The 12,086-nt window shown below is 30.8% G+C and carries 11 protein-coding genes; 9 read left to right on the forward strand and 2 right to left on the reverse strand.

The features are described from left to right. Positions 1-16 precede the first annotated feature (16 nt). The 9 genes from H574_RS0106845 (at position 17) to H574_RS0106885 (ending at position 10,323) form a co-directional block, all read left to right on the forward strand. Positions 17-205: a YgaP family membrane protein gene (locus H574_RS0106845; protein ID WP_027879860.1), complete on the forward strand. Its 189-nt coding sequence runs from the start codon at positions 17-19 to the stop codon at positions 203-205. 78 nt (positions 206-283) lie between these two features. Next, positions 284-838 (forward strand): YeeE/YedE family protein, encoded by a 555-nt coding sequence (locus H574_RS0106850; protein WP_027879861.1) that lies wholly within the window; start codon positions 284-286, stop codon positions 836-838. 4 nt (positions 839-842) lie between these two features. Next, positions 843-1,259, forward strand: coding sequence for a DUF6691 family protein (locus H574_RS0106855; protein ID WP_027879862.1), 417 nt, complete (start codon positions 843-845; stop codon positions 1,257-1,259). 86 nt (positions 1,260-1,345) lie between these two features. Continuing rightward, complete coding sequence (locus H574_RS0106860) at positions 1,346-1,684, forward strand: DUF4870 domain-containing protein (protein ID WP_027879863.1); 339 nt, start codon at positions 1,346-1,348, stop codon at positions 1,682-1,684. 131 nt (positions 1,685-1,815) lie between these two features. Next, positions 1,816-4,728 carry a sensor histidine kinase gene (locus H574_RS0106865; RefSeq protein ID WP_240471260.1) on the forward strand — a complete coding sequence of 971 codons (2,913 nt, stop codon included), beginning with the start codon at positions 1,816-1,818 and terminating at the stop codon, positions 4,726-4,728. 3 nt (positions 4,729-4,731) lie between these two features. Further along, the gene (locus H574_RS0106870) at positions 4,732-5,484 is read left to right on the forward strand and encodes a LytR/AlgR family response regulator transcription factor (protein ID WP_027879865.1); all 753 of its coding nucleotides are present in this window, start codon (positions 4,732-4,734) and stop codon (positions 5,482-5,484) included. Between the two features lie 113 nt (positions 5,485-5,597). Continuing rightward, on the forward strand, positions 5,598-6,815 hold the full coding sequence (locus H574_RS14370; protein WP_027879866.1) for a hypothetical protein: 1,218 nt from the start codon (positions 5,598-5,600) through the stop codon (positions 6,813-6,815). Between the two features lie 185 nt (positions 6,816-7,000). After that, a complete protein-coding gene (locus H574_RS14375; protein ID WP_027879867.1) occupies positions 7,001-9,769 on the forward strand; it encodes a T9SS type A sorting domain-containing protein in 2,769 nt (922 codons plus the stop codon). An 8-nt stretch (positions 9,770-9,777) separates the two neighbouring features. Next, on the forward strand, positions 9,778-10,323 hold the full coding sequence (locus tag H574_RS0106885; protein ID WP_027879868.1) for a hypothetical protein: 546 nt from the start codon (positions 9,778-9,780) through the stop codon (positions 10,321-10,323). Positions 10,324-10,389: 66 nt separating this feature from the next. Here H574_RS0106885 and H574_RS0106890 read toward each other — a convergent pair whose 3' ends face one another. Both H574_RS0106890 and dnaN read right to left on the reverse strand, forming a co-directional pair. Further along, on the reverse strand, positions 10,390-10,752 hold the full coding sequence (locus tag H574_RS0106890; RefSeq protein WP_027879869.1) for a hypothetical protein: 363 nt from the start codon (positions 10,750-10,752) through the stop codon (positions 10,390-10,392). 147 nt (positions 10,753-10,899) lie between these two features. Then, on the reverse strand, positions 10,900-12,018 hold the full coding sequence (dnaN, locus tag H574_RS0106895; RefSeq protein WP_027879870.1) for a DNA polymerase III subunit beta: 1,119 nt from the start codon (positions 12,016-12,018) through the stop codon (positions 10,900-10,902). Positions 12,019-12,086: the final 68 nt, after the last annotated feature.

Raw genomic sequence — 12,086 nt, forward strand, 5'->3', positions numbered from 1 at the left:
CAAATAAATAATAGTTATGTTAAACAGGTATATAAGAGCAATAGCAGGAATTTTTGTTATAATAAGCGTATTATTAGGTATGTACGTTAATCAAAATTGGTTGTGGTTTACAGTGTTTGTAGGCGCTAATTTATTTCAGTCTGCAATCACTAAATGGTGTTTGATGGAAGATATTTTAACTAAAGTGTTTAAAATCAAAAACTAAAAAAATCTCTAACAGTTAAAAAAGATTTTAATTTCCATAAATTAAATTATAGCATGTATTTTTGCACAAAATTGATTTATGGAATTTTTTTTACAACCATGGTCTTGGTTGCTCTCAGGTTTTTTAATAGCACTAATTATGTTTTTTCTTTTAATAATGGGAAAAACTTTTGGTATGTCTTCTAATTTACGAACCTTTTGCTCTATATGTGGTGGCGGTAAGTTTAGTCAATTATTCAATTTTAATTGGAGAGAACAAAGCTGGAACCTATTAGTTGTTTTAGGAGCAATTTTAGGAGGATTTGTAGCTAAGAATTTTATGACTGATGGGACGATGCCACAAATTAGTAACGCTACAAAAGAAGGTTTACAACAAATAGGTTTTTCGGAAGATAATGGTTATTTACCCAAAGAATTGTTTTCTGCAGAAGCCTTACAAGAGCCAAAAACAATTATTATTTTAATTGTTGGCGGATTGCTTATAGGTTTTGGTACACGTTATGCAGGCGGATGTACTTCAGGTCATGCTATAACAGGTTTAAGTAACCTTCAAAGACCTTCATTATTAGCTGTAATAGGATTCTTTATTGGAGGATTAATTATGGTACATTTATTATTTCCTTTAATTTTTTAGTACAATGAAAAAAGTATTCATCTATTTAGTAGTCGGTTTCTTTTTTGGAATAATTATGTACAAATCTGAAGCAGCATCGTGGTTTAGAATATACGAAATGTTTCGATTTGAATCTTTTCATATGTATGGTATTATTGGTACAGCATTATTTTTTGGAATTATCTTTATCCAACTTATAAAAAGAAAAAAAATCAAGTCTATTGATGGTAGTCCAATAGTTATTCCTGATAAAGAAAAATCAATATATCGTTATCTGTTAGGCGGTATTATATTTGGATTAGGTTGGGCTTTAGTAGGAGCATGTCCTGGACCAATGTTTACATTAGTAGGAGCAGGTTTTTTACCAATATTAATAGTTATTGGATCTGCAGTTATAGGAACGTTTATTTATGGAGTTTTAAAAGATAAACTTCCTCATTAACAATAATTTAATTAATAAGTTCTTAAAATTTTGTAACTTTTTTGATAAATGTGCGTCATATAAGTATCAATCAAAACAGTATTATCATGCAAGAGAATAAACAATTAATAGTATTAACACATTTAAGTCAGTTAATTACTTTAGTAATAGGTTTTGGTAGTTTGTTGCTACCTTTAATTATTTGGTTAACTCAAAGAGATAGAGTTTATGAGTTAGACCAACATGGTAAAAATATAGTTAATTTTCAACTAAGTTTATTAGTGTATTTTATTATATGTATTCCCTTAATTTTACTATTAGGTCTAGGTATCTTAGGTTTTATAGTTTTAGGTTTGATATCTATTATTTTTCCTGTGATAAATGCGATCAAAGCTAGTCACGGAGAAACTCCAAAATATCCTTTATCTTTTAATTTTATTAGTTAGTTAGTTTTAGATAAAGTTAAAAACGCAACCATAACCAAGGTTGCGTTTTTTGTTTAGAAAAAAAACAACTGCTTACAGAAAAAACAAATCTTGATTAGCTAATTAAATATTAAGTTTGCTAATTATAAGCTATGCAATTAATATTTAGATACATACTATTTGTTTTTATTATTGGTTTGGGAAGCGTTGCTCATGCTCAAAATCCTGTTTTTGTGCATATGTCTAAAGTCTCAAATCTTCCAGATGTTGAGTTTTATGATATTGCCGAAGATAACCAAAATTACATGTGGCTTGCGGCAAACAAAGGTTTATACCGTTACAACGGAAAAAATTACCAACACTTTAGTCATCCTCAACAAAGAGGAAATTCTCTTTTTCAATTAAAGTTTGACACAAAAAACCGACTTTGGTGCAACAATATTTACGGGCAATTATTTTATGTTGAAAACGATAGTTTAAAACTATTTTATGACGCTAGCAAATTAGTAAATGGACAATTAGCAAATTTTGAAATACTAGAAAACAGCATACGTTTATTCACTGTTATTGGCATTTTTGATATTGATAAAAGCACCAAACAAGTAACCGAAGTATTTAAAGGCATGTGTATTACAAATGCTAAGGATGGTAACAATAACTACACATTTATAATTAATCTTGAAGGCGATTTAGAGCGTCATCGATTATACAAATTCGATAATAATACAAAAACAAAAATACTTGAAATCACAAGTAGAAATCGTATACAATCACCAAGAATTTTCGCCTTTAAAAACACTGTTTTTTTTACACACAAAAGTTCTAATGGAAACATCATTTATAAAGTATATAAAACCAAAAACACATCAAAAAAAGTAGTAACGCCTGCTAGATTAAAAAATGAAACCATTTACAATGTTTTAAATATTGAAAACAACTATTGGTTTTTAACCAGTTCTGGCGTGTTTGTTTATGGTTTTGAAAATGAAATTTTCACGTTTAAAGAACAACTTTTTAAAACAGAATCAATTACAGATGTTCAAGTAGATTTTAATAAAAACTACTGGTTTACAACCTTAGATAATGGTGTGTTTGTGGCGCCAAACTTAAATATTCGTCGTGTTGAATTATCAAATATAGACTCTAAAATTACGGCTTCTGCAGCCTTACAAAACAATCAATTTGTTTTAGGAACCAATGACGGTAAATTACTGTTTTACAATCACAATCAGCTAATAAAAACACTGCAATTACCAGGTAAAAAAATCATTGGGAAATTATTTTTTGATGCTCAAAACGAAAAACTAATTGTAAGTATTAATGCTTCAGAATCGTTTGTGGTAAATCTAAAAAATGACAGAATTTTAGACGTAAATAATCAATTTTCAGTTGCTAAAACCTTTTCAAAAATTGATGACAACACCTTGTTTTATGGTAATTATCGTCAAGGTATTGTATATAAAAATCCGTTTAATCATCCTGAACAACAAATTCTTAAAGAAAGTCGTGTCAAAGCTTCAGTAGTTTCTAATAATCACTTGTTTGTTTCGTACATCGACGGACTTTATAAATACAATACGCAAACATTTAATGCAGAAGAAATCTTATTCAATTCTAAAAGTTTACTGGTTAATACACTAACTAAAACCAACGGAACAGTTTGGGTTGCAACTCAGCACAATGGATTATTGAAATACGAAAACAATACGCTAAAACCTTCAGGAATTAACCTTCCTGAAAACCTTCAAATTAATGCCATTAATGCCGATGGTTTAGTGCTTTGGATTTCAACTGATGCTGGATTGTTTCAATATCATACAAAAACACATCAGCTTAAATCGTTAAGTGCGCAAGATGGATTAAATACAGCGGTTAATGATTTTTTAATTCTTCAAAATCAAATTATTGTAAGCTTGCCTAAAGCATTTTATGTGCTACCAAAATCAGATGCACTGTTCAAAGCTTTTAAAACAGCCAAGGTTAGGGTAGAAGCTGTAAAAATTAACGACCGCGACACGTTAGTATCAACCAATTACAAACTACCGCACCATTTAAATAAAATTGATATTTCGTTCAACTCAAACGGATTTCAATCTAACCAACACGTAAGCTACCAATACCGTGTTAAAGAGATAGATACAAGTTGGCAAAACATACCGCTAAATACACATTTTGTTACGTTTAATAGTTTGTCTAGTGGCACATATTCTTTTGAATTAAAAGCTAAAAATTTAAGTGCAAAAGAAGCTGTTTTTGCAACACCAATAACCTTTGCAATTGCTAAACCATTTTGGGAAACCTATTGGTTTTATGGTTTAGTTATAGCAACAATAATAGGTTTAGTTTGGCTCTATTTTAGATGGCGATTACAACAAAAAGAAGCACAACGTATTGCCGAAGTCGATAAAATTTTAATCGATAAAAAAATAACCAATTTAAGGTTGGAAAATCTGCGTTCGCAAATGAATCCGCATTTCATTTTCAATGCCTTAAATTCTATTCAAGATTATATCATTTCAAACGAAAAGGAATTGGCAAGCTCGTATTTAGTAAAGTTTAGCCGATTAATCCGCATGTATTTAGATTACAGTCAGCAAAACGAAATTACTTTAGAAGAAGAATTAAACGCCTTAAAACTGTATTTAGAATTAGAAAAAGTTCGTTTTGAAGATGAATTGGAATATACTATTTCAGTTGATAATCAATTGAAAACAAAACAGATAAAAGTACCGTCGTTATTCATTCAACCGTATGTTGAAAATGCTTTAAAACACGGATTGTTACACAAATTAAACGACCGAAAATTACATATTGAAGCGAAAATTATTCAGCAAAATAAATTAGAAATTACCGTTGAAGATAACGGGATTGGTCGCGCACAATCCGAAAAATTAAAACGACCAAACCAACAGCATAAACCGTTTGCTACTAAAGCTAACGAAGAACGTGTTCATCTTTATAAAAACAAATTAAAACGTGATATAGCCATAACTACCAACGATTTGTATGACGAAAACGACGTAGCTGCAGGTACAAAAGTGGTCATCACCATGCCAATACATTAAGATATGAAAGCGATAATTATAGACGACGAAAAACGCGCCAGACATTTACTATCAAACTTGCTAACCGAACATTGTGCAAGTATTACTAGCATTGAAGAAGCGCAAGATTTAGCATCTGGTGTAGACTTGATTAAAACCAGTAAACCAGATGTTGTTTTTTTAGATATTGAAATGCCAAATCAGTCTGGATTAGACATTTTAGAATACTTCCCAAACCAGATAGATTTTAAAATTATTTTCGTTACAGCGTACAATCAATACGCAATTGAAGCTTTCAAATTATCGGCTGTAGATTATCTATTAAAACCAGTAGATACAAATGAGTTAAAAGAAGCTGTAGCAAAAGCTGAAGAAGCCATAAAAGCTAATAATTTAAACGACCAGTTAAACAAGTTACGCGATTCGTTAAAGCAACTATCCATGGACAAAATTGCTTTAGAAATACCAAAAGGAATCATGTTCGCATCGCATAATGATATTGTGTATTTTGAAGCCGATGGTATGTACACCAACGTGCAACTTATGGATGGTAAACAAAAAACCATTTGCAAACCGTTAAAACATTTTGTTGAGCAATTAGAACGTAATGCGATGTTTTTTAAATGCCATCGTTCGTATTTAATCAACTTAAAATATGTTGATGAATTGGTTAAAGATGATGGCGATTACTTATTAATGAATAATCAAAAACGCATCCCAATTTCAAAATCTAAACGCGATCAGTTTCTTGAAGTGATTAAGGAAACCTTTATGTGATTTAGTTGAAATTTTTGAAATTCCTTCAGAAAAAAAAACATCATTTTCAGAAAAAACTAAATTAAGAATAGTGCTTAAGTGCTTTATTTTGAAGTCCACTAAACACAATTCTTATGAAAAAAATAGTTCTATTATTCGTTTTGGCATTATGCTATAACGTCTCGCATGCGCAATTTGGTAAAATGCTTAAAAAGAAAGCCAAAGCAGCAGTAGAGAAGAAGTTAGATAAAAAAGAAAGTAGCAATTCGTCTTCAAAATCTGAAAACGCTTCAGGAATGGTTGGCAGTTCTTCAACCGAAAATTCATCAAAAACAGAATATACTGATGAAGAATTTAAAGCAGAATTAGCCAAAAAATATCCAAACGACCAGGCAAAGCAAGATTTATACTATCAAAAATATCTTGAGAAAAAGCAACAAGAAGCAGATGCTAATAAGCCTAAATCTGCAAATTCAGTAAGTGATGAGTTTTTATACATGTCTTACCCATTTGCAATGACAAAAGGCATGAGCGCAGTTGGTGTAGATCGTGTAAAAATAAGAAGCCAAATGACAGATATGGGTGATAATGTTGACTTGTTACCTGCACAAGATCCAGATTATGCATGGTTGCGCTTTTTAACAACACCAGAACTAGTAGCCATGTCACCAGAAGGTTATGTTGGTTACGAGTTGGTTTCGGGAATGTTTACAACCAAAGTAGGTGCAGACCGATCGCAAACTTTAGAGCTTGGTACAGGTATGCCAATTTTAGTAAGAGGAATGTTAATTGCAGACGATGTATTTGTAATTTACGCAGCTTCGCACCAAGGTGGACACGCATTTAACGTACCATCATATATGCACGAAAAAGATATTACTATTTTAAACGTAATAGGTAAAGGCGATCAACAATTTCATTTAGAGTGGTTAGAAAAAGCGAAGCCAATTGTAAAAGAGTTTGAAGCCACGTTAAAAGCAAATTATGATGCAGCTGCAAAATCAACCATGGATGCTATAAAAATGCCAAAAGCAGGTAGCATGAATAGTAATGCGTCATTAGTGAGTTTTGCTAAAGAAAATGTATCAAAAACCATTGCCAAAGATGGTGCAAAACTTCTAAAGTTAAATATAGAATCTAACGATTGGAGTATTGTAAAAAACAAATACACAGGTCGTATTTTATACCGTTGGATCAAAGGTGCTTTTACAGAAAAAAATAAAAATAACGACTGCTATTTACAAGGTTTTTTAATCAAGCAACAGTACAATGGTAGTGGTTATGGTAGCTCACAATTTGGTGGTGTTATTCACGGTCAAATGCCCTACGGACAAAAAATGAATTGCGAATAATTAATAAACGCTATTAACCAAAATTTTTAAAGCCTGCTTATTTAAGCAGGCTTTTTTATTTGATTTAAATGTAAGAATACTCTTTATTATATATTCAGAAAGAAATTAGACCTATTCAGAAAAAAGCAAATTGAAAACCTTTAAAAGTGCAGTTATTTTGTTGTTGAATATTAATCTCAACTACAATGAAAAAAACATTACTCTTATTAACCTTTTTAGTGTTTGGTTTTACGCAAGCACAAACCATAATTTATGTAGATGTTGATGCAACAGGTGCAAATAACGGAAGCAGTTGGGCAAATGCCTACACAAGTCTTCATAGTGCTTTAGGAATCCAAACCATAACAGGTGCTCAAATTTGGATAGCAGAAGGAACTTACATGCCTGTTAATAAAAACACACCAATGCTAAACCAGTACGGAGTTAGTATTTATGGTGGTTTTGTGGGTACTGAAACGTCTCTTTCGCAACGTAGCACAGATCCTTGGGCACATCCTGTATATTTAACGGGAGATTTAGCGCTAGATGATGCTAATGAATTACCTAGTGCAACATCTGCAAATAAAACAGATAATGCACCAATTATTCTTAAAGTAGAGCCTAATTCAGCAAGTAAAACTCAAGAAATTACTCTAGACCGATTGCATTTTGTTAATGCTTATGGTGGTAGTGCATTGTATAGCCATCCATCATCTTCAAATGAAGTGCAAAGAAAAATTACAGTGCAAAATTGTAGATTTTCAAGAAATTATGCTTCAACAAGACCAGCAATTGATATTTGGTCTAATGAAACTGTAAATGATTATCCTTTTGAGTTATTTAATAGTATACTAGATGAAAATGTATCTAATTCAGGATATGCATTTGAATATCGTATCACAAATTATATAAATCTTGAGCATGATATTTTTATTGCTAATAATATGTTTATAGGTAACAAAGTAGAAAGTGCTAATGCTTCAGGTAGTGTTGCACGTTTTATAAGCGCAACAGGTGGTTCAACAAGACTAACGGTGTTTTTTCAAAATAACACGTTAGCTTTAAATGAAGAAGGTAGCAATGTAACATCTGATGTAGCTAGCCCAATACGTTTTGAGACACTTGGTTCAGCAGAAACGATAGGAAGATGGAGTAATAATTTGTATTACAGTAACTATGGTACATCAGACTACATAGGAACCCAAGATACAAGTTCTTCAACTATAGCACTTGGTTATGCCAATGCATCAGAGTTTACACCTGTAATAGGTTCGGCTAATTTACTATCTAATTACACTTTATCAGAGAGTCCTTTTGTTGATATTTTCTCTGGAAATTTTATACCTGTTTCAGCTTATAGAGATAATGGAGAAAGTTCTATCCCAGGATATTATAGCAATATTAATCCTACGACCGATTGTTTTATGAATCCTAGAAAAAATGCAGATTCATCGATAGGTTTAGGAGCCATTCAATATACAGATACAGCTATGCTAACAGGTCCAGGAAACATAGCGCCTTTATCATTACCAGAACCACCAACAGTTATATACGTTGACGCAAGTGCTACTGGAGCTAATGATGGTACAAGTTGGACTAATGCTTATACTTCTTTAGATGACGCTAATATACCTACTTTAGGTAGTGGATCTAAAATATTTGTAAAATCAGGGACTTATAAATTAACATCTGGTGAAATTAGTATTAATTCAGAAATAGAGATTTATGGTGGTTTTAACGGAACAGAAACTTCTGAAACAGATAGAGATTTATCTATTGTAAATACAAGTAATGCAACTATAATTTCTGGTGATATATTAGATGATGATATTTCTGGTGATTTTACGCAAAACAAATCAGATAATTCATCAAGTTTATTCAATTTAGCAGCTAATAATGTAATTATTGATGGTTTTGTTTTAAGTAACTTTTATACAACATCGGGTAGCCCAATTGTAAAAGTAGCCACCAACGTTTCAAATTTTGAATTATCTAATACGCTAATTAATAATAATTATAGCAACAGTATTTTATTTGATTGGAGAACTTTTTCAGGTACTGTATCAATCAATAATGTTGCCATTACAGATAATCAAACTAATAATGGTCTTATACTACTACAACATAACGATACCAACTCAAGTACTTTAGAATCCAATTGGTCTAATGTGTTAGTTGCTAATAATACTTATAACGCAGATTGGGGAGCAATTTGGTTTAGAAGAGGAACTTTAAATAATGATGGCAGACTATTTAAAAGTTCGTTAACCAATGTGTCTATTATAGATAATGTTAATAACCACGCATCTACCCAACAAGTTATTAATGTTAGTAGTGGAAGTGGTTGGGGAGTTTTTGAATTTAGAAACAGTCTTTTCTGGCAAAACAAATATAATGGAGGTCAATTAAGTACAGTAGATATTGAAAACAGTAAAACTGCTGAAGGAGATATCCAAACAGTTAGGGTATATAATACTATTGCTATGGTTGGTAGCGGTGTAACTTCTGGAACTTTTGATAATTCAAATATCACACTTTTAGACCCAACGACTGATAACTTAAATTTAGATGCCGAATACAAACCTACATCAGCTTCAAACTATATTGTAGATCAAGGAGATAACACTTACTACGATATAGCTTTATTTGGTGATTTAGATTTATCAGGTAACACAAGAGTTTTTAACACTACGATAGATTTAGGAGCTTACGAGTACAATTCTACATTAAGTGTTGATGATATTTCTTTAGATGAAAACTCAGTAAAATTATATCCTAATCCAGCTACAGACGTTGTAAATATTAAGACTAATCAAACTATTAAAAATGTAACAGTTTTTAATGTAAATGGTCAAAAAGTACTTGATTTTGCTAATCAATCTCAAATTAACATTTCTAATTTACCAACAGGAATGTACTTTTTAAACATAACTTCTAACCAATCAAACCAAACAATAAAAATCTTAAAACAATAATTTTTAAAATGAAAAAATTAAACAAACTTGTAATATTATTTTGTCTTGCTTTAACTGTCTTAAATTGTTCTTCAGACGACGATAACAATACAGAAGAACCTCAAAACACAAATGTTATTACTTTAAATAATGAAACTTATGTTGTTAGTTCTGTTATCGTAGAGCCTGCATTAGGCAATAGTACTTTTGTAAGTTTTATCAATAAAAATGAAACGGAGTTTTTAGATGCTATAAATAATGGGACTCAACTTGATAATGTTAATGTATTTAATATACGCATTAGTCAAAGTCCATTAGCAGAACAAACATATAGTTTTTCTGATATGTCTAATTTTCAATTTGAAGAAAACGCTCAAATTATTGATGGAGAACTAGAAGATGGTGATATATTATTAGATAGAAATAATTCTAATACAAATTTAAATGCATCTACAGGTAGTTTAACATTAGAAGTATACACTACAGATCAAATTGAAATTAGTTTTCAGTTTACAAGAAATGATGGTGTAATAGTTAACGGAACTTATAAGGGAGATTATCTTTACTATGATTAAATTTTAATATTTAAGTTGAATAAAAAACGCAACCTTTATAGGTTGCGTTTTTTATTTTATAAAATTTTATTGTTTAATAAACTCTAATGTTGATAAATCATTAATTATTAGATTACCATTTTCTGTAAAGGAGTAATTAGAAATAATTGTATGGCTATCAAAAATTAAAGTAATCTTGTTGTTAGAAACAGACCAATCAAAACTAATTGCTGTAGATACAATACCTTCTGCTGTTGTATGTTTATCTGCTGTGTAGCCAAAATCGTTCTCTTCAAAATGTATACTATGCTCATAAGTGTTATCGTAATCACTTCTTAACCATTTGCCAATCAAAATATTATTGTCGGTAGTTGTATTATCATCATCATTACTGCATGACCATAAAGTAAAACATAATAAAACTAATAATAGTCTATTAAAATACATCATTTGTTCTTGGATTAATTGCTTAGCAAAAGACTTAGAAAATTAGGGAAGCCTTTTACTGTTTCAAAAGTAAAAAATATCAAACGATTTTAAATAAAAAAAGCCACAACATTTAAGTTGCGGCTTTTTTTTAAATTTATGTAGTTAGGTTTAGCTATTTAGCATTACCGGCATTACTAACATGGTTACAAATTCGCCTTCTTCAAGATCGTCTACTGGTGTTAAAATACCAGCTCTGTTAGGCATACTTAATTCTAATTGAACATCTGCAGAACTTAAATTGTTTAGCATTTCTGTTAAGAAACGTGAATTAAAACCAATTTGCATATCATCACCTTGGTAATCACATGTTAAACGTTCTTCAGCTTTGTTAGAATAATCTATATCTTCTGCAGAAATATTAAGTTCGGCACCAGCAATTTTAAGTCTTATTTGGTGTGTTGTTTTATTAGAGAAAATACTAACACGACGTACCGAGTTTAAAAACTGTGTACGATCTATAGTTAATTTGTTAGGATTTTCTTTTGGTATAACTGCTTCGTAGTTTGGATATTTACCATCAATTAAACGACAGATTAATACGGTATTTTCAAAAGTGAATTTAGCATTAGAGTCGTTGTACTCAATAGTTACTTCATCTTCATTAGCTCCTAAAATTCCTTTTAATAAGTTTAAAGGTTTTTTAGGCATAATAAACTCGGCTACTTGAGAAGCTTTAACATCTTCTCTTGAATATTTTACAAGTTTATGAGCATCTGTAGCTACAAAGGTTAATCCTTCTGTAGAGAATTGAAAAAATACACCACTCATTACCGGACGTAAATCGTCATTACCAGCAGCAAAAATAGTTTTGTTTATTGCAGTAGCTAATACATGAGCCGGCATTGCAGTAGAGCTAGGATCTTCTAGGCTAACTGCTTTAGGGAATTCGTTTCCGTCTGCGTAAGCTAATGCATATTTACCATGATTAGAGCTAATTTCAACAGTGTTGTTTTCTTCTACAACAAACGTTAAAGGTTGCTCAGGGAAAGTTTTTAAAGTATCTAATAATAAACGTGCAGGTATAGCAACGCTTCCTTCATTATCACTTTCTACGTCTAATACAGCAGACATGGTTGTTTCTAAATCACTTGCAGAAACGGTTAGTTTTGATTGCTGTAATTCAAATAAAAAATTATCTAAAATTGGAAGTGTATTGGAGTTGTTTATTACACCACCTAAAACCTGTAATTGCTTTAGTAAATAGGTACTTGATACAATAAATTTCATCTATTTATATATTCGTTAAAATCGGTTAATTGTTGTATTACAAATATATTGTTAATGTGTTTAATTAG

The organism is Mesoflavibacter zeaxanthinifaciens DSM 18436 (assembly GCF_000422365.1).
In the GTDB taxonomy this organism is placed as follows: Bacteria; Bacteroidota; Bacteroidia; order Flavobacteriales; family Flavobacteriaceae; genus Mesoflavibacter; species Mesoflavibacter zeaxanthinifaciens.

What these genes read in the sequence shown, in the direction of transcription:
- H574_RS0106845 (WP_027879860.1), top strand. Translation starts at nt 17, where the DNA reads ATGTTAAACAGGTATATAAGAGCAATAGCAGGAATTTTTGTTATAATA.
- H574_RS0106850 (WP_027879861.1), top strand. Translation starts at nt 284, where the DNA reads ATGGAATTTTTTTTACAACCATGGTCTTGGTTGCTCTCAGGTTTTTTA.
- H574_RS0106855 (WP_027879862.1), top strand. Translation starts at nt 843, where the DNA reads ATGAAAAAAGTATTCATCTATTTAGTAGTCGGTTTCTTTTTTGGAATA.
- H574_RS0106860 (WP_027879863.1), top strand. Translation starts at nt 1,346, where the DNA reads ATGCAAGAGAATAAACAATTAATAGTATTAACACATTTAAGTCAGTTA.
- H574_RS0106865 (WP_240471260.1), top strand. Translation starts at nt 1,816, where the DNA reads ATGCAATTAATATTTAGATACATACTATTTGTTTTTATTATTGGTTTG.
- H574_RS0106870 (WP_027879865.1), top strand. Translation starts at nt 4,732, where the DNA reads ATGAAAGCGATAATTATAGACGACGAAAAACGCGCCAGACATTTACTA.
- H574_RS14370 (WP_027879866.1), top strand. Translation starts at nt 5,598, where the DNA reads ATGAAAAAAATAGTTCTATTATTCGTTTTGGCATTATGCTATAACGTC.
- H574_RS14375 (WP_027879867.1), top strand. Translation starts at nt 7,001, where the DNA reads ATGAAAAAAACATTACTCTTATTAACCTTTTTAGTGTTTGGTTTTACG.
- H574_RS0106885 (WP_027879868.1), top strand. Translation starts at nt 9,778, where the DNA reads ATGAAAAAATTAAACAAACTTGTAATATTATTTTGTCTTGCTTTAACT.
- H574_RS0106890 (WP_027879869.1), bottom strand. Translation starts at nt 10,752, where the DNA reads ATGATGTATTTTAATAGACTATTATTAGTTTTATTATGTTTTACTTTA.
- dnaN (WP_027879870.1), bottom strand. Translation starts at nt 12,018, where the DNA reads ATGAAATTTATTGTATCAAGTACCTATTTACTAAAGCAATTACAGGTT.